13 protein-coding genes and 1 tRNA gene are annotated in these 17,991 nt (G+C 59.3%); 13 read left to right on the top strand and 1 reads right to left on the bottom strand.

The features are described 5' to 3' along the window. The first annotated feature begins 64 nt into the window (after positions 1-64). The 7 genes from BGI01S_RS28585 to rplL all read left to right on the top strand — a co-directional run bounded on the left by BGI01S_RS28585 (position 65) and on the right by rplL (position 3,653). Positions 65-140, top strand: a tRNA-Trp gene (locus BGI01S_RS28585). 36 nt (positions 141-176) lie between these two features. Beyond that, positions 177-557 carry a preprotein translocase subunit SecE gene (gene secE, locus BGI01S_RS28580; RefSeq protein WP_042329782.1) on the top strand — a complete coding sequence of 127 codons (381 nt, stop codon included), beginning with the start codon at positions 177-179 and terminating at the stop codon, positions 555-557. 1 nt (position 558) lies between these two features. Beyond that, a complete protein-coding gene (gene nusG, locus BGI01S_RS28575; RefSeq protein WP_007180147.1) occupies positions 559-1,116 on the top strand; it encodes a transcription termination/antitermination protein NusG in 558 nt (185 codons plus the stop codon). A 164-nt stretch (positions 1,117-1,280) separates the two neighbouring features. After that, entirely contained in the window at positions 1,281-1,712 is a 432-nt protein-coding gene (gene rplK, locus BGI01S_RS28570) for a 50S ribosomal protein L11 (RefSeq protein ID WP_042329781.1), read from the top strand. Then, a complete protein-coding gene (gene rplA, locus BGI01S_RS28565; protein WP_042329780.1) occupies positions 1,713-2,411 on the top strand; it encodes a 50S ribosomal protein L1 in 699 nt (232 codons plus the stop codon). 300 nt (positions 2,412-2,711) lie between these two features. Continuing rightward, positions 2,712-3,215 (top strand): 50S ribosomal protein L10, encoded by a 504-nt coding sequence (gene rplJ / locus BGI01S_RS28560; protein ID WP_042329779.1) that lies wholly within the window; start codon positions 2,712-2,714, stop codon positions 3,213-3,215. A gap of 63 nt (positions 3,216-3,278) precedes the next feature. Next, positions 3,279-3,653: a 50S ribosomal protein L7/L12 gene (rplL, locus tag BGI01S_RS28555; protein WP_042329778.1), complete on the top strand. Its 375-nt coding sequence runs from the start codon at positions 3,279-3,281 to the stop codon at positions 3,651-3,653. Positions 3,654-3,656: 3 nt separating this feature from the next. Here rplL and BGI01S_RS30455 read toward each other — a convergent pair whose 3' ends face one another. Next, positions 3,657-3,899: a hypothetical protein gene (locus BGI01S_RS30455; protein ID WP_157004295.1), complete on the bottom strand. Its 243-nt coding sequence runs from the start codon at positions 3,897-3,899 to the stop codon at positions 3,657-3,659. 124 nt (positions 3,900-4,023) lie between these two features. Here BGI01S_RS30455 and rpoB point away from each other — a divergent pair, with 124 nt between their 5' ends. From rpoB to fusA, 6 genes are all read left to right on the top strand, one after another. Continuing rightward, a complete protein-coding gene (gene rpoB / locus BGI01S_RS28550) occupies positions 4,024-8,130 on the top strand; it encodes a DNA-directed RNA polymerase subunit beta (protein ID WP_042329777.1) in 4,107 nt (1,368 codons plus the stop codon). 21 nt (positions 8,131-8,151) lie between these two features. Beyond that, positions 8,152-12,390 carry a DNA-directed RNA polymerase subunit beta' gene (rpoC, locus tag BGI01S_RS28545; RefSeq protein ID WP_042329776.1) on the top strand — a complete coding sequence of 1,413 codons (4,239 nt, stop codon included), beginning with the start codon at positions 8,152-8,154 and terminating at the stop codon, positions 12,388-12,390. Between the two features lie 200 nt (positions 12,391-12,590). After that, entirely contained in the window at positions 12,591-14,438 is a 1,848-nt protein-coding gene (gene recQ / locus BGI01S_RS28540) for a DNA helicase RecQ (RefSeq protein WP_042329774.1), read from the top strand. A gap of 220 nt (positions 14,439-14,658) precedes the next feature. Then, positions 14,659-15,039, top strand: coding sequence for a 30S ribosomal protein S12 (rpsL, locus tag BGI01S_RS28535; protein WP_006998493.1), 381 nt, complete (start codon positions 14,659-14,661; stop codon positions 15,037-15,039). Between the two features lie 177 nt (positions 15,040-15,216). Then, a complete protein-coding gene (gene rpsG / locus BGI01S_RS28530; RefSeq protein ID WP_006053291.1) occupies positions 15,217-15,687 on the top strand; it encodes a 30S ribosomal protein S7 in 471 nt (156 codons plus the stop codon). Between the two features lie 133 nt (positions 15,688-15,820). Further along, complete coding sequence (fusA, locus tag BGI01S_RS28525) at positions 15,821-17,923, top strand: elongation factor G (protein ID WP_042329773.1); 2,103 nt, start codon at positions 15,821-15,823, stop codon at positions 17,921-17,923. The last annotated feature ends 68 nt before the right edge of the window (positions 17,924-17,991 follow it).

Genomic DNA, 17,991 nt, shown 5'->3' with positions numbered 1-17,991 from the left:
CGCCAGATAGTTCTCGTTGATCGGTGGTTTCGGGGTTGGCGGCGTCGTCAACCCCAAATGGTTTAGGGGCATAGCTCAACTGGCAGAGCGTCGGTCTCCAAAACCGAAGGTTGGGGGTTCGATTCCCTCTGCCCCTGCCAACTCTTGCGTCGTATGTGGCGCTTCGTTAAGGTGTTATGGCGAATCCTTCCGTCGAAACTGTAAATACATCCGGCGACAAGATGATGCTCGTCGCAGGCGTATTGTTGGTCTTGGCCGGGTTCGTGGGGTTCTTCTGGCTCAACGGTCAGGAATGGTACATCCGCGGAGCTGCCTTGGCTGTTGGTGCGATCGCGGGTGTTGCAGTCGGTCTTCTCTCTGCGCCTGGCAAGGGTTTCATCGCTTTCGCCAAAGATTCATACAAGGAAGTCCGTAAAGTTGTTTGGCCTACTCGTAAAGAGGCTACCCAGACAACGCTCGTAGTGTTCGGCTTCGTATTCGTCATGGCAATTTTTCTGTGGATTAGTGATAAATCCATCGAATGGGCGATTTTCTCGGTGATTCTGGGTTGGAAATGATATGAGCGATACTCCGGCATCCCCGAGCGGCAAACGTTGGTATGTGGTGCACGCCTACTCCGGTATGGAGAAGAGTGTGCAACGTGCTCTTCAGGAGCGCATCGAACGTGCCGGCATGCAAGACCAATTTGGTCAAATCCTCGTTCCCACGGAGGAAGTGGTCGAGGTGAAAGGTGGTCACAAGTCGGTGACCGAACGTCGTTTCTTTCCGGGCTACGTGCTCGTAGAAATGGAAATGACAGACGAGACGTGGCACCTCGTGAAGAACACGGCCAAGGTGACTGGTTTCGTTGGCGGTGCGCGAAATCGCCCGAGTCCGATTTCGCCGCGGGAAGTCGAGAAGATCATGTCGCAAATGCAGGAAGGCGTGGAGAAGCCACGTCCGAAGACCCTGTTCGAAGTTGGCGAGATGGTCCGAGTGAAGGATGGTCCTTTCACAGATTTCAACGGCAGCGTCGAAGAAGTGAACTACGAAAAGTCGCGCGTCCGTGTTTCTGTTACCATCTTCGGCCGCGCAACGCCGGTCGAGCTCGAATTCGGCCAAGTCGAAAAGTTGTAATCCAGAATTCTACGGGGCGCACCACTTGGTGCGTTCCGTATTTCGCGCTTACGGCCCGCGTTATGGTCGTTGAGGAGCGTAAGTAGTCAATTTTCGGCGAACGCGCGCTACTACTCACTGAACGTTCGCATGTATTCCTGCGACGTTCCAAAGAGGTTTTCAACATGGCAAAGAAAATCATTGGCTTTATCAAGCTGCAGATTCCTGCAGGTAAAGCCAACCCGTCGCCGCCGGTCGGTCCGGCACTGGGCCAGCGCGGCCTGAACATCATGGAGTTCTGCAAGGCGTTCAACGCGCAGACTCAAGCAATGGAACCGGGTTTGCCGATTCCGGTCGTCATCACCGCGTTCGCTGACAAGAGCTTCACGTTTGTTCTGAAGACGCCGCCGGCTACGGTTCTGATCAAGAAGGCAGCGAAGATCGACAAGGGGTCGAGCAAGCCGCATACCGACAAGGTCGGCAAGATCACCCGCGCTCAGGCTGAAGACATCGCCAAGACCAAGATGCCCGATCTGACGGCAGCTGATCTGGACGCAGCGGTTCGTACGATCGCTGGTAGCGCCCGCTCGATGGGCATCACCGTGGAGGGCGTGTAAATGGCTAAGCTTTCGAAGCGTCTGCAAGCATTTGCAGCCAAGGTTGATCGTCAGAAGCTGTACGCGATCGACGAAGCTCTGTCGATCGTCAAGGAATGCGCAAGCGCGAAGTTCGACGAGTCGATCGACGTCGCAGTGCAACTCGGCATCGATGCGAAGAAGTCGGACCAAGTGGTTCGTGGCTCGGTCGTGCTACCGGCTGGTACTGGTAAGTCGGTGCGCGTCGCAGTGTTCGCGCAAGGCGAAAAGGCTGAACAAGCTCGTGCCGCTGGTGCAGAAGTCGTCGGTATGGAAGACCTGGCTGAACAGGTCAAGGCTGGCAAGCTGGACTTCGACATCGTGATCGCTTCGCCGGACACGATGCGCGTCGTCGGTACGCTGGGTCAGATTCTCGGCCCGCGCGGCCTGATGCCGAATCCGAAGGTCGGTACGGTTACGCCGGACGTCGCGACTGCGGTCAAGAACGCCAAGGCTGGTCAGGTGCAATTCCGTGTCGACAAGGCCGGTATCATCCACGCAACCATCGGCCGTGCTTCGTTCGAGCCGACGGCTCTGCGTAGCAACCTGAGCGCGCTGGTCGAAGCCCTGCAAAAGGCGAAGCCGGCAACGAGCAAGGGTGTCTACCTGCGTAAGGTTGCAGTGTCGAGCACGATGGGTGTTGGCGTTCGCGTCGACCAGGCATCGCTCGCAGCACAGTAATAAATTTCATCGCCTCGGCTGAGTCGGGGCGGTTTATGGGCTTTGGGCGGTTGTGAGGTGGCAGTCCGCATCGCGCAACCGGTTGTCAAAGACCGTTGGCGGGCAAGCAGTTGGCAGGCGAGTCCTTAATGTAAAGCCAACGCAGATGGCGAACCCGAAAAAGTTTTGTAGTGATGAAGCCGGTTGACGTCCGCAGCAATGCGGGTGTCGGGCGGTCGAAATACTCCTGACTGGTCGGACGCCGTTATTGAACGCGGTACACAAGGCGCACGCTGCGTGTATCGAATCTGGAGGTTAACCGTGCCACTTAACAAAGAAAGCAAGCAGGCTGTGGTCGCTGAGGTTGCCGCGCAAGTCGCGAAAGCCCAGACCGTGGTTCTGGCTGAGTATCGTGGAATCGCGGTTGGCGATCTGACCAAGCTGCGCGCGAAAGCGCGTGAGCAACAGGTTTACCTTCGCGTGTTGAAAAACACGTTGGCGCGTCGCGCTGTCGAAGGTACCCCGTTTGCTCCGCTGGCAGAGCAGATGACTGGCCCCCTGATCTACGGCATCTCGGAAGATGCAATTGCTGCTGCTAAGGTCGTCAACGACTTCAGCAAGGGCAATGACAAGTTGGTCATCAAGGCTGGTTCCTACGAAGGCAAGGTGATGGACAAGGCTGGCGTGCAAGCGCTGGCAAACATCCCGAGCCGCGAAGAACTGCTCTCCAAGCTGTTGTACGTTATGCAGGCACCTGTTTCCGGCTTTGCGCGCGCTCTGGCCGCGCTGGCAGAAAAGAAACAAGGCGAAGAAACCGCTGCGTAACGCACTTCAGCCGAGCGTGATTGATCGCTGGCTGTATCCGAATTCAATTTAGGAGTATTTCAAATGGCAATCGCAAAAGAAGACATCCTCGAAGCCGTAGGCTCGATGTCGGTTCTGGAACTGAACGAACTGGTCAAGGCGTTCGAAGAAAAGTTTGGCGTGTCGGCAGCTGCTGTTGCAGTGGCAGGCCCGGCAGGCGGCGGCGCTGCTGCTGCTGCTGAAGAGCAGACCGAATTCACGGTCAACCTGGTCGACGTTGGCGCGAACAAGGTTTCCGTTATTAAGGCTGTTCGTGAACTGACGGGTCTCGGCCTGAAGGAAGCGAAGGACCTGGTCGACGGTGCACCGAAGCCTGTTAAGGAAGCGGTACCGAAGGCTGCTGCTGAAGAAGCCAAGAAGAAGCTGGAAGAAGCCGGCGCGAAGGCTGAAATCAAGTAAGTTTCAGCGCGCTGTGCGAAGGCTGGCGGTTTTCCACCGCCGGCCTTTTTGTGCTTTGTGGGAGCCGCGTTTTTGCAAGGCTGTTTCGGCAAGAACGGCACTCCCAGAAGCCAAAGAAAACCGCCCTTCGGCAACATTGACCGGCGTTTCTCTTTGTCTTCTGAAGCGACTGCAGAAGGCAAGTTTGGTCGGGTAGCGGGCAACATAGGCATCCGCTGCCGTCAGCCAGCGGTTGGTAGCGGCCAACCACCAAGCTTCTAGGCTCGTTCAAGCCATCGGACGGCCATCGGGTCTCAGTCGGTGAACACTCGGGTTGTCTCATCAAGGTATCCTGCCTCGACAACAATGCCCGCCGTGATTCGGAGATCGTATGCAATATTCCTTCACCGAGAAGAAGCGTATTCGCAAGAGTTTTGCGAAGCGCCCCATCGTTCACCAAGTACCTTTCCTGCTGGCTACCCAGCTTGAATCATTCAGCACGTTTCTGCAAGCAGACACGTCGTCCACGCAACGCAAGCCGGAAGGCCTGCAAGCTGCGTTTACCTCCGTTTTCCCGATCGTTTCGCACAACGGGTTCGCACGTCTCGAGTTCGTCAGCTACATGCTGTCGCCGCCGGCATTCAACATCAAGGAATGTCAGCAGCGCGGTTTGACGTACTGCTCGGCCCTGCGCGCCAAAGTGCGTCTGGTGCTGCTCGACAAGGAATCGCCGAGCAAGCCGGTCGTCAAGGAAGTGAAGGAACAGGAAGTGTACATGGGCGAAATTCCGCTCATGACGCCGACCGGTTCGTTCGTCATCAACGGCACGGAACGTGTGATCGTTTCGCAGCTGCACCGTTCGCCGGGCGTGTTCTTCGAACACGACAAAGGCAAGACGCACAGCTCGGGCAAGCTCCTGTTCTCGGCACGTATCATTCCTTACCGCGGTTCGTGGCTCGACTTCGAATTCGACCCGAAGGACGTGCTGTACTTCCGCGTCGACCGTCGCCGCAAGATGCCGGTCACGATCCTGCTGAAGGCTATTGGCCTCACGCCGGAACAGATCCTCGCAAACTTCTTCGTGTTCGACAATTTCACGCTGATGCCGGAAGGCGCGCAGATGGAATTCGTGCCGGAGCGTCTGCGTGGCGAAGTCGCGCGCTTCGACATCACGGACCGTGATGGCAATGTGATCGTCCAGAAGGACAAGCGGATCAACGCGAAGCACATTCGCGACCTCGACAACGCGAAGACCAAGTTCATCTCGGTCCCGGAAGACTATCTGCTCGGCCGCGTGCTGGCCAAGAACGTCGTCGACGGCGACACCGGTGAAGTCATCGCGAACGCGAACGACGAAATTACCGAGACCGTTCTCGAGAAGCTGCGCGAAGCGAAGATCAAAGACATCCAGACGCTCTATACGAACGATCTGGATCAAGGTCCGTACATCTCGTCGACGCTGCGTATCGACGAAACCGCGGACAAGATGGCCGCTCGCATCGCGATCTACCGCATGATGCGTCCGGGCGAACCGCCGACCGAAGAAGCGGTCGAGGCGCTGTTCAACCGTCTGTTCTACAGCGAAGACGCCTACGACCTGTCCAAGGTGGGTCGTATGAAGTTCAATCGTCGTGTGGGTCGCGACGAGATCGTCGGACCGATGACGCTGCAGGACGACGACATCCTCGCCACGATCAAGATCCTGGTCGAACTGCGTAACGGCAAGGGCGAAGTGGACGACATCGACCACTTGGGCAATCGTCGTGTGCGTTGCGTCGGCGAACTGGCGGAAAACCAGTTCCGCGCAGGTCTCGTGCGCGTCGAACGTGCTGTGAAGGAACGCCTCGGCCAGGCCGAAAGCGAAAACCTGATGCCGCACGACCTGATCAACTCGAAGCCGATTTCGTCGGCGATTCGCGAGTTCTTCGGTTCGTCGCAGCTGTCGCAGTTCATGGACCAAACGAACCCGCTGTCGGAAATCACCCACAAGCGCCGTGTTTCGGCACTTGGCCCGGGCGGTTTGACGCGTGAGCGCGCTGGCTTTGAAGTCCGCGACGTGCACCCGACTCACTACGGTCGCGTGTGCCCGATTGAAACGCCGGAAGGTCCGAACATCGGCCTGATCAACTCGCTGGCGCTCTACGCGCACCTGAACGAATACGGCTTCCTCGAAACGCCGTATCGGAAGGTCGTGGACAGCAAGGTCACGGATCAGATCGACTACCTGTCGGCGATCGAAGAAGGCCGTTACGTGATCGCTCAGGCGAACGCGGCCGTGGCTGCCGACGGCTCGCTGACCGACGAACTGGTGTCGTCGCGTGAAGCAGGCGAAACGCTGATGGTCACGCCGGACCGCATCCAGTACATGGACGTGGCGCCGTCGCAGATCGTGTCGGTCGCAGCTTCGCTGATTCCGTTCCTCGAGCACGATGATGCGAACCGCGCATTGATGGGTTCGAACATGCAGCGTCAGGCTGTGCCGTGTCTGCGTCCTGAAAAGGCCGTGGTCGGTACGGGTATCGAGCGCACGGTGGCAGTCGACTCGGGTACGACGGTTCAGGCATTCCGCGGCGGTGTGGTCGATTACGTCGACGCAGGCCGTATCGTGATTCGCGTGAACGACGACGAAGCGGTCGCAGGCGATGTCGGTGTCGACATCTACAACCTGATCAAGTACACGCGTTCGAACCAGAACACGAACATCAACCAGCGTCCGATCGTGAAGATGGGCGACAAGGTTGCGCGCGGCGACGTGCTGGCTGACGGCGCATCGACCGATCTGGGCGAGCTCGCGCTCGGCCAGAACATGCTGATCGCGTTCATGCCGTGGAACGGCTACAACTTCGAAGACTCGATTTTGATCTCGGAGAAGGTGGTTGCTGACGACCGCTACACGTCGATCCACATCGAAGAACTGAACGTCGTAGCTCGCGATACGAAGCTCGGACCGGAAGAAATCACGCGCGACATTTCGAACCTCGCGGAAGTGCAACTTGGCCGTCTCGACGAGTCGGGCATCGTGTACATCGGCGCGGAAGTCGAAGCGGGCGACGTGTTGGTCGGTAAGGTCACGCCGAAGGGCGAAACCCAGCTGACGCCGGAAGAAAAGCTGCTGCGCGCAATCTTCGGTGAAAAGGCTTCGGACGTGAAGGACACGTCGCTGCGCGTGCCGTCGGGCATGAGCGGCACGGTCATCGACGTGCAGGTGTTCACGCGTGAAGGCATTCAGCGCGACAAGCGCGCGCAACAGATCATCGACGATGAATTGAAGCGCTATCGCCTCGACCTGAACGACCAGCTGCGCATCGTGGAAGGCGACGCGTTCCAGCGTCTGGCACGTATGCTCGACGGCAAGGTCGCGAACGGCGGTCCGAAGAAGCTCGCGAAGGGCACGAAGATCGAACAGGCTTACCTGGAAGATCTCGACCACTACCACTGGTTCGACATCCGCCTCGCGGACGAAGAAGCAGCGGCGCAGCTCGAAGCGATCAAGAACTCGATCGAAGAAAAGCGTCATCAGTTCGATCTGGCTTTCGAAGAGAAGCGCAAGAAGCTCACGCAAGGCGACGAACTGCCGCCGGGCGTGCTGAAGATGGTCAAGGTGTATCTGGCAGTCAAGCGTCGTCTGCAGCCTGGCGACAAGATGGCAGGCCGTCACGGTAACAAGGGTGTCGTGTCGAAGATCGTCCCGATCGAAGACATGCCGTACATGGCCGACGGCCGTCCGGCTGACGTCGTTCTGAACCCGCTCGGCGTGCCGTCGCGGATGAACGTGGGTCAGGTTCTCGAAGTGCATCTGGGTTGGGCCGCGAAGGGTCTGGGCTGGCGTATCGGCGAAATGCTGCAGCGTCAGGCGAAGATCGAAGAACTGCGCGAATTCCTGACCAAGATCTACAACGAGTCGGGCCGTGCCGAAGAGCTGGACAGCTTCACCGACGACGAAATCGTCGAACTGGCGAAGAACCTGCGCGAAGGCGTGCCGTTTGCAACGCCGGTGTTCGACGGTGCGACGGAAGAAGAAATGTCGCGCGCGCTGGATCTGGCATTCCCGGACGACATCGCGAAGAACCTCGGCATGACACCGTCGAAGAATCAGGTTCGTCTGTACGACGGCCGCACGGGCGAGATGTTCGAACGTACGGTGACGGTCGGCTACATGCACTACCTGAAACTGCACCACCTGGTCGACGACAAGATGCACGCGCGTTCCACGGGCCCGTACTCGCTCGTGACGCAGCAGCCGTTGGGCGGTAAGGCGCAGTTCGGTGGCCAGCGTTTCGGTGAGATGGAAGTGTGGGCGCTCGAAGCGTACGGCGCATCGTACGTGCTGCAGGAAATGCTGACGGTGAAGTCGGACGACGTGACGGGCCGGACCAAGGTGTACGAGAACCTGGTCAAGGGCGATCACGTGATCGATGCAGGCATGCCGGAATCCTTCAACGTGTTGGTGAAGGAAATCCGCTCGCTCGGTATCGACATCGACCTCGACCGCAACTAATCGGACTACTGGAGAGAAGCGATGAAAGCTTTGCTCGATCTATTCAAGCAAGTCCAACAACCTGAAGTTTTTGACGCGATCAAGATCGGTCTGGCCTCGCCGGACAAGATCCGTTCGTGGTCGTTCGGTGAAGTGAAGAAGCCGGAAACCATCAACTATCGGACGTTCAAGCCGGAACGCGATGGTCTGTTCTGCGCGAAGATTTTCGGGCCGATCAAGGACTACGAATGCCTTTGCGGTAAGTACAAGCGCCTGAAGCACCGTGGCGTGATCTGCGAGAAGTGCGGCGTCGAAGTGACGCTGGCGAAGGTGCGTCGCGAACGGATGGGCCACATTGAATTGGCCTCGCCGGTCGCGCACATCTGGTTCCTGAAGTCGCTGCCGTCGCGTCTGGGCATGGTGCTCGACATGACGCTGCGTGACATCGAACGCGTGCTGTACTTCGAAGCATATGTGGTGATCGATCCGGGCATGACGCCGCTGAAAGCGCGGCAGATCATGACCGAAGAGGATTACTACAATAAGGTCGAAGAGTACGGTGACGAATTCCGTGCCGAGATGGGCGCGGAAGGCGTTCGCGAGCTGCTGCGCGCGATCAACATCGACGAACAGGTCGAGATGCTCCGTACCGAACTCAAGAACACGGGTTCGGAAGCGAAGATCAAGAAGTACGCGAAGCGCCTGAAGGTGCTCGAGGCTTTCCAGCGTTCGGGCATCAAGCCCGATTGGATGGTGCTCGAAGTGTTGCCGGTGCTGCCGCCGGAACTGCGTCCGCTGGTGCCGCTGGACGGCGGCCGTTTTGCGACGTCGGACCTGAACGACCTGTATCGCCGCGTGATCAACCGTAACAACCGGTTGAAGCGTCTGCTCGAACTGAAGGCGCCTGAAATCATCGTCCGCAACGAAAAGCGGATGCTGCAGGAAGCTGTCGATTCGCTGCTCGACAACGGCCGTCGCGGTAAGGCGATGACCGGCGCGAACAAGCGTCCGCTGAAGTCGCTCGCTGACATGATCAAGGGTAAGGGCGGTCGTTTCCGTCAGAACCTGCTCGGTAAGCGTGTGGACTACTCGGGCCGTTCGGTGATCGTGGTCGGCCCGACGCTCAAGCTGCATCAGTGCGGTCTGCCGAAGCTGATGGCGCTCGAACTGTTCAAGCCGTTCATCTTCAACAAGCTCGAAGTGATGGGTGTCGCTACCACCATCAAGGCTGCGAAGAAGGAAGTCGAGAACCAGACGCCGGTGGTGTGGGACATCCTCGAAGAGGTGATCCGCGAACATCCGGTCATGCTGAACCGTGCGCCGACGCTGCACCGTCTTGGCATTCAGGCTTTCGAGCCGGTGCTGATCGAAGGTAAGGCAATCCAGCTGCACCCGCTCGTTTGCGCGGCGTTCAACGCCGACTTCGACGGTGACCAGATGGCTGTTCACGTGCCGCTGTCGCTGGAAGCGCAGATGGAAGCGCGCACGCTGATGCTGGCGTCGAACAACGTCCTGTTCCCGGCCAACGGCGATCCGTCGATCGTGCCGTCGCAGGATATCGTGCTGGGCTTGTACTACGCGACGCGTGAAGCCGTGAATGCGAAGGGCGAAGGCCTGACGTTCACCGGCGTCTCGGAAGCGCTGCGTGCATACGAGAACAAGGAAGTCGAGCTCGCCTCGCGCGTCAACGTGCGGATCACGGAAATGGTCCACAACGAAGATAAGTCGGAAGGCGCGCCGGCGTTCGTGCCGAAGATCACGCTGTACGCGACGACCGTCGGCCGTGCAATCCTGTCGGAAATTCTGCCGCCGGGCCTGCCGTTCTCGGTGCTGAACAAGCCGCTGAAGAAGAAGGAAATCTCGCGTCTGATCAACACCGCATTCCGCAAGTGCGGTCTGCGCGAAACGGTGATTTTTGCCGACCAGTTGATGCAGTCGGGTTTCCGTCTGGCAACGCGCGCTGGTATCTCGATCTGCGTCGACGACATGCTCGTGCCGCCGCAGAAGGAAACCATCGTCGGCGACGCCGCGAAGAAGGTGAAGGAATACGACCGTCAGTACATGTCGGGTCTCGTCACGTCGCAAGAGCGCTACAACAACGTGGTCGACATCTGGTCGGCAACGTCGGAAGCGGTCGGCAAGGCGATGATGGAGCAGCTGTCGACGGAACCGGTCACGGACCGCGACGGCAACGAAACGCGTCAGGAATCGTTCAACTCGATTTACATGATGGCGGACTCGGGTGCTCGTGGTTCGGCGGTTCAGATTCGTCAGCTGGCCGGTATGCGTGGCCTGATGGCGAAGCCGGACGGCTCGATCATCGAAACGCCGATTACGGCGAACTTCCGTGAAGGCCTGAACGTGTTGCAGTACTTCATCTCGACCCACGGTGCACGTAAGGGTCTGGCTGATACGGCACTGAAGACGGCGAACTCGGGTTACCTGACGCGACGTCTGGTCGACGTGACGCAGGATCTCGTGGTGGTCGAGGACGATTGTGGTACGTCCAACGGCGTCGCGATGAAGGCGTTGGTCGAAGGCGGTGAAGTCGTCGAAGCGCTGCGTGACCGTATCCTCGGTCGCGTGACGGTGGCTGATGTCGTCAATCCGGAATCGCAGGAAACGCTGTACGAAACGGGCACGTTGCTCGACGAAGATGCGGTCGAAGAAATCGAACGCCTCGGCATCGACGAAGTGCGCGTGCGTACGCCGCTGACTTGCGAAACGCGTTACGGTCTGTGCGCAGCCTGCTACGGCCGCGACCTGGGCCGCGGCTCGTCGGTCAACGTCGGTGAAGCAGTCGGCGTGATCGCTGCGCAGTCGATCGGTGAGCCGGGCACGCAGCTCACGATGCGTACGTTCCACATCGGTGGTGCGGCATCGCGTGCGGCAGTGGCTTCGTCGGTTGAAGCGAAGTCGAACGGTACGGTGCGTTTCACGGCGACGATGCGTTACGTCACCAACGCGAAGGGCGAGCAGATCGTCATCTCGCGTTCGGGCGAAGCGATGATCACCGACGACCACGGTCGCGAGCGCGAACGTCACAAGGTGCCGTACGGCGCGACGCTGTTGCAACTGGACGGCGCGCAGATCAAGGCCGGCACGCAATTGGCGACGTGGGACCCGATGACGCGTCCGATCATCACCGAGTACGGTGGTACGGTGAAGTTCGAAAACGTCGAAGAAGGCGTGACCGTTGCGAAGCAGATCGACGATGTGACGGGTCTGTCGACGCTGGTCGTGATCGACGTGAAGCGTCGTGGTTCGCAAGCGTCGAAGACGGTGCGTCCGCAGGTCAAGCTGCTCGATGCGAACGGCGAAGAAGTCAAGATCCCGAACACCGAGCACTCGGTGCAGATCGGCTTCCAGGTCGGCGCTCTGATCACCGTGAAGGACGGTCAGCAAGTGCAGGTCGGTGAAGTGCTCGCACGTATCCCGACCGAATCGCAGAAGACGCGTGACATTACCGGCGGTCTGCCGCGTGTGGCGGAACTGTTCGAAGCACGTTCGCCGAAGGACGCGGGTATCCTGGCGGAAGTCACGGGTACGACGTCGTTCGGTAAGGACACGAAGGGCAAGCAGCGTCTCGTTATCACGGACCTCGAGGGCAACCAGCACGAGTTCCTGATCGCGAAGGAAAAGCAGGTTCTGGTGCACGATGGTCAAGTCGTCAACAAGGGCGAAATGATCGTCGACGGTCCTGCGGATCCGCACGACATCCTGCGTTTGCAGGGCGTCGAGGCGCTGTCGCGTTACATCGTGGACGAAGTGCAGGACGTGTACCGTCTGCAAGGCGTGAAGATCAACGACAAGCACATCGAAGTGATTGTTCGTCAGATGCTGCGCCGCGTGCAGATTACGGACAACGGCGATACGCGTTTCATCCCGGGCGAACAGGTCGAGCGGTCGGACATGCTCGACGAGAACGACCGTATGATCGCGGAAGACAAGCGTCCGGCAACGTACGAAAACGTGTTGCTCGGTATCACGAAGGCGTCGCTGTCGACCGATTCGTTCATCTCCGCGGCGTCGTTCCAGGAAACGACTCGCGTGTTGACCGAAGCGGCGATCATGGGCAAGCGCGACGACCTGCGTGGTCTGAAGGAAAACGTGATCGTCGGCCGTCTGATTCCGGCCGGTACGGGTCTCGCGTTCCACAAGGCACGCAAGAGCAAGGAACTGTCCGACCGCGAGCGTTTCGATCAGATCGCAGCGGAAGAGTCGTTCGAATTCGGTACGCCGGAAACCCCGGCCGCCGAACAGCAGCACTCAGGCGAGTAAGTCCCGGCGGCGCAAGCCGCTTGGGGCTCTAGCCAGCGAAGCCGCTCAGTTTCGACTGAGCGGCTTTTTTTTATGCGTCTTTTTCTGCGCGCTTGTGTACCCAGTAGGCCGAACGGCTAACATTGTCGCAAAGCGCGGGCGCAGCACGAATGCGTTGGTAAAATTCGTGTCACCGGCTTTTTGCTGCTTCTCTCAAATTCATGTCCCGTCCGCTCGAAATCCTCAACGAAGTCTTCGGTTATCCCGCGTTCAGAGGGCAGCAGGGCGAAATTGTCGAGCACGTCGCCGGCGGTGGCGACTGCCTCGTGCTGATGCCGACGGGCGGCGGCAAATCGCTGTGCTATCAGATTCCGTCGCTGGTGCGGCGCGAGGGCGGCTTCGGCACGGGGATCGTCGTGTCGCCGCTGATCGCGCTGATGCAGGACCAGGTGGCCGCGCTCACGGAAGTCGGCGTGCGCGCCGCGTATCTGAATTCGACGCTGTCGAGCGCCGAGGCAATGGCGACCGAGCGCGCGTTGCGCGAAGGCGAGATCGATCTGCTTTACGTCGCGCCGGAACGCTTGATGACGCCGCGTTTCCAGGAGTTGCTGGAGCGCACGCGCATCGGCCTGTTCGCAATCGACGAAGCGCATTGCGTATCGCAGTGGGGCCACGATTTCCGGCCCGAATATATTCAGCTGTCGGTGCTGCACGAGCGCTTTCCGAACGTGCCGCGCATCGCGCTCACAGCGACCGCGGACGCGATCACGCGCGACGAGATCATCCACCGTCTGGCACTCGACGACGCGCGCATCTTCGTGTCGAGCTTCGACCGGCCGAACATCCGTTATCGCATCGTCGAAAAGGACAATGCGCGTGCGCAGTTGCTGGACTTCATCCGTGCCGAGCATTCGCGGCCGGACGGCACTACCGACGCCGGCGTGGTCTATTGCCTGTCGCGCCGCAAGGTGGAAGAGACCGCGGAGTGGCTGAAGGAAAAGGGCATGCGTGCGCTGCCGTACCACGCCGGCATGGAGTTCGAGATTCGCCAGAAGCATCAGGAGATGTTCCAGCGCGAGGAGGGCATCGTGATGTGCGCGACGATTGCGTTCGGCATGGGTATCGACAAGCCGGATGTGCGCTTCGTCGCGCACCTGGATTTGCCGAAGAGCGTCGAGGGCTACTATCAGGAAACCGGCCGCGCCGGTCGCGACGGCATGCCGGCGAACGCGTGGATGGCCTACGGTCTCGGCGACGTCGTGCAGCAGCGCAAGATGATCGACGAGTCGGATGCCGACGACGCGCACAAGCGCGTGCAGACCGGCAAGCTCGACGCGCTGCTCGGTTTGTGCGAGGCAGCGACGTGTCGGCGCGTGCGGCTGCTCGCTTATTTCGGCGAGACGAGCAAGCCGTGCGGCAACTGCGACAACTGTCTTGAACCGCCCGCCACCTGGGATGCGACGCGCGAGGCGCAGATGGCGCTGTCTTGCGTGTTCCGCGCGCAGCGGGCGAGCGGTTTCAACTTCGGCGCCGGCCATCTGATTGATATTCTGCGTGGAAATCGCAGCGAGAAGATCATGCAGCGCGGCCACGAGAAGCTCACCACGTTCGGCATCGGCGCGGCGCTCGGCGAGCCGGAGTGGCGCGCGGTGTTTCGCCAGCTTGTGGCATTCGGCTATCTGACGGTCGATCACGAAGGTTTCGGCTCGCTGGTATTAACCGAAGCAAGCAAGCCGGTGCTCAAGAGCGAGCAAAACGTGACGATGCGCCGCTACGTGAAGCCGACCCGCACGCGTCAGTCGTCCGGACGCACAAGTGAACGTGCCGATCCGACAATCGGCATGGGCCCGCGCGAACGTGCCCGCTGGGAACGCCTGCGCGCCTGGCGTACTGAAACCGCCAAGAGCGACGGCGTGCCGGCCTACGTGATCTTCCACGATGCGACGCTGGCCGAAATTGCCCGTAACGGCCCCGATTCGATCGAGGATTTGCGCGGCATTCCGGGCATGGGCGCCCGTAAACTCGACCGTTTCGGCGACGAATTGCTCGAAGTCGTCGCCGCGGATTGAGCGTTCCCAAGCTACGGGACAGGTCCGCAGGGGTCCGAAACATCGCAACCTGTTGACTCCCTTAGTATTTTCGGAATATTATGCTAGGTTCCGGTTCTTGGAATGCCTGCGCGCGGAGTCAATTCACGCACTGGCAACCCATCCGGAAGTTCGATGCGCAATCGTTTCTGCTTTGCCCGGAAACAGATGCGTCGATTTTGTTCAATTTCAGGAATAAACAATGCCAACCATCAATCAACTGGTTCGCAAAGGCCGCGCGTCGGAAACGACGAAGAGCAAGAGCCCGGCTTTGCAGGACTGCCCCCAGCGTCGTGGCGTGTGCACCCGTGTGTACACCACGACGCCGAAGAAGCCTAACTCGGCACTGCGTAAGGTTGCCAAGGTTCGTCTGACGAATGGCTTCGAAGTCATTTCGTACATCGGTGGTGAAGGCCACAACCTGCAGGAACACTCGGTCGTGCTGATTCGCGGCGGCCGTGTGAAGGACTTGCCGGGTGTGCGTTACCACATGGTTCGCGGCTCGCTGGATACCCAGGGCGTCAAGGATCGTAAGCAGGCTCGCTCGAAGTACGGTGCGAAGCGTGCCAAGGCTGGCAAGTAAATTAGCCGGTCACAGTAGTTCAGGTCGCCTGTAAGGGCGGTATAGCGGTGGTGCCGGAATCGCCGGTGCTGTCGAGTAAGTGGTCACCCGACCAGGCTGGTAAGTCTCGAAGATGAATCGGGTTAGTTGGTGGCCGCGGAGCTGAGTAGCTCCAACTGAAAAGTTAAAGGAAGAAACATGCCGCGTCGTCGCGAAGTCCCCAAGCGGGAAGTGTTGCCGGATCCGAAGTTCGGTAACGTTGATGTAGCTAAGTTCATGAACGTGCTGATGTTGTCCGGCAAGAAGTCGGTTGCTGAACGCATCGTGTACGGCGCTTTCGAACAGATCCAGACCAAGGGTGGCAAGGACCCGCTGGAAGTGTTCACGGTAGCGCTCAACAACGTCAAGCCGGTGGTCGAAGTCAAGAGCCGCCGCGTTGGTGGTGCGAACTATCAGGTTCCGGTCGAAGTGCGCCCGTCGCGTCGTATGGCATTGGCGATGCGTTGGCTGCGTGAAGCCGCGAAGAAGCGCAGCGAGAAGTCGATGGCCCTGCGTCTGGCAGGTGAACTCTCTGAAGCGGCCGAAGGCCGTGGCGGCGCAATGAAAAAGCGCGACGAAGTTCACCGGATGGCAGAAGCCAACAAGGCGTTCTCGCACTTCCGTTTCTAAGCTTCCCGAACCCGGGTTTGGCTGAAAAGCGGAAAGAAATTCCGGGCGGGTGCGCTTACAAAGCGCCTCGCCCGTTTGTGTTACAGCGCGATGGGTATTTTCTCGCATCGCGTCATCCCAATAGAGGATCAAAGTGGCTCGCAAGACACCTATCGAGCGCTACCGTAACATCGGTATTAGCGCTCACATCGACGCCGGCAAAACGACGACGACCGAGCGCATCCTGTTCTACACCGGCGTGAACCACAAGATTGGTGAAGTTCACGACGGCGCTGCAACCATGGACTGGATGGAGCAGGAGCAGGAACGCGGCATTACGATCACGTCCGCTGCTACCACGGCTTTCTGGAAAGGCATGGCCGGCGACCGCGCTGAGCACCGCATCAACATTATCGACACCCCGGGTCACGTCGACTTCACGATTGAAGTCGAGCGCTCGATGCGCGTGCTCGACGGCGCGTGCATGGTGTACTGCGCTGTGGGCGGCGTTCAGCCTCAGTCGGAAACCGTGTGGCGTCAGGCTAACAAGTACAAGGTTCCCCGTCTCGCGTTCATCAACAAGATGGACCGTACCGGCGCGAACTTCTTCAAGGTCTACGACCAGCTCAAGCTGCGTCTGAAGGCGAACCCGGTTCCGGTCGTGGTGCCTATCGGCGCTGAAGAGAACTTCACGGGCGTTGTCGATCTGCTGAAGATGAAGGCGATCTTGTGGGACGAAGCGTCCCAGGGCACCAAGTTCTCGTACGAAGAAATCCCGGCAGAACTCGTCGACACGTGCAATGAGTGGCGCGAAAAGATGGTCGAAGCGGCTGCTGAGTCGAACGAAGACCTGATGAACAAGTACCTGGAAGAGGGCGAGCTCTCCGAAGCGGAAATCATCAAGGGTCTGCGCGACCGTACGATCGCTTGCGAAATCCAGCCGATGCTGTGCGGTACCGCGTTCAAGAACAAGGGCGTGCAACGCATGCTGGACGCCGTGCTCGACTTCCTGCCGTCGCCGGTCGACATCCCGCCGGTTACCGGCGAGCTGGAGAACGGTGAGCAAGGTGAGCGCCGCGCTGCCGACGACGAAAAGTTTTCGGCACTGGCATTCAAGATCATGACCGACCCATTCGTCGGCCAGCTGATCTTCTTCCGCGTGTACTCGGGCGTTGTGAATTCGGGCGACACCGTGCTGAACGCGACCAAGGACAAGAAGGAACGTCTGGGTCGTATTCTGCAGATGCACGCGAACCAGCGCGAAGAAATCAAGGAAGTCCGTGCAGGTGACATCGCTGCAGCAGTCGGCCTGAAGGACGCGACGACCGGCGACACGCTGTGCGATCCGCAAAGCCCGATCGTGCTCGAGCGCATGATTTTCCCGGAGCCAGTGATTTCGCAGGCTGTTGAGCCGAAGACGAAGCCGGACCAGGAAAAGATGGGTCTCGCGCTTAACCGTCTGGCTCAGGAAGATCCGTCGTTCCGCGTTCAAACGGACGAAGAATCGGGCCAAACCATTATTTCGGGCATGGGCGAGCTCCACCTGGAAATTCTGGTTGACCGTATGCGTCGTGAATTCGGCGTGGAAGCAACCGTCGGCAAGCCGCAGGTTGCTTATCGCGAAACGATTCGCGGCAAGGCGGAAGACGTTGACGGCAAGTTCGTCAAGCAGTCGGGTGGTCGCGGCCAGTACGGTCACGCGGTCATCACGCTCGAGCCGAACGAGCAAGGCAAGGGCTACGAGTTCCTGGACGAGATCAAGGGCGGTGTGATTCCGCGTGAATACATCCCGGCAGTCGACAAGGGTATCCAGGAAACGCTGAAGGCTGGCGTGCTGGCAGGCTTCCCGGTCGTTGACGTGAAGGTTCACCTGACGTTCGGTTCGTACCACGACGTCGACTCGAACGAAAATGCGTTCCGCATGGCAGGTTCGATGGCGTTCAAGGAAGCAATGCGCAAGGCTCAGCCGGTCATCCTCGAACCGATGATGGCCGTCGAAGTCGAAACGCCGGAAGACTACATGGGCAACGTGATGGGCGACCTGTCGGGTCGTCGCGGTATCGTTCAGGGCATGGACGATATGGTCGGCGGCGGCAAGATCGTTCGCGCAGAAGTCCCGCTGTCGGAAATGTTCGGCTACTCGACGTCGCTGCGTTCGCTGACCCAAGGTCGTGCAACGTACACGATGGAGTTCAAGCACTACTCCGAAGCACCGCGCAACGTGTCGGAAGCGATTATCAACGCGAAGTCGAAGTAAGCGCGCGGCAAGTCATTTAACGATTAACTTTTTGAAAGAAGAGAAACATGGCTAAAGGTAAATTCGAA

The organism is Paraburkholderia ginsengisoli NBRC 100965 (genome assembly GCF_000739735.1).
Classification (GTDB): domain Bacteria; phylum Pseudomonadota; class Gammaproteobacteria; order Burkholderiales; family Burkholderiaceae; genus Paraburkholderia; species Paraburkholderia ginsengisoli.
This window is presented reverse-complemented; position numbering and strand designations above follow the sequence as displayed.

Coding starts and splice junctions, on each gene's coding strand:
- rplA (WP_042329780.1), top strand. CDS start 1,713: ATGGCTAAGCTTTCGAAGCGTCTGCAAGCATTTGCAGCCAAGGTTGAT.
- rplL (WP_042329778.1), top strand. CDS start 3,279: ATGGCAATCGCAAAAGAAGACATCCTCGAAGCCGTAGGCTCGATGTCG.
- rpsG (WP_006053291.1), top strand. CDS start 15,217: ATGCCGCGTCGTCGCGAAGTCCCCAAGCGGGAAGTGTTGCCGGATCCG.
- rplK (WP_042329781.1), top strand. CDS start 1,281: ATGGCAAAGAAAATCATTGGCTTTATCAAGCTGCAGATTCCTGCAGGT.
- rpoB (WP_042329777.1), top strand. CDS start 4,024: ATGCAATATTCCTTCACCGAGAAGAAGCGTATTCGCAAGAGTTTTGCG.
- rpoC (WP_042329776.1), top strand. CDS start 8,152: ATGAAAGCTTTGCTCGATCTATTCAAGCAAGTCCAACAACCTGAAGTT.
- nusG (WP_007180147.1), top strand. CDS start 559: ATGAGCGATACTCCGGCATCCCCGAGCGGCAAACGTTGGTATGTGGTG.
- rpsL (WP_006998493.1), top strand. CDS start 14,659: ATGCCAACCATCAATCAACTGGTTCGCAAAGGCCGCGCGTCGGAAACG.
- recQ (WP_042329774.1), top strand. CDS start 12,591: ATGTCCCGTCCGCTCGAAATCCTCAACGAAGTCTTCGGTTATCCCGCG.
- secE (WP_042329782.1), top strand. CDS start 177: ATGGCGAATCCTTCCGTCGAAACTGTAAATACATCCGGCGACAAGATG.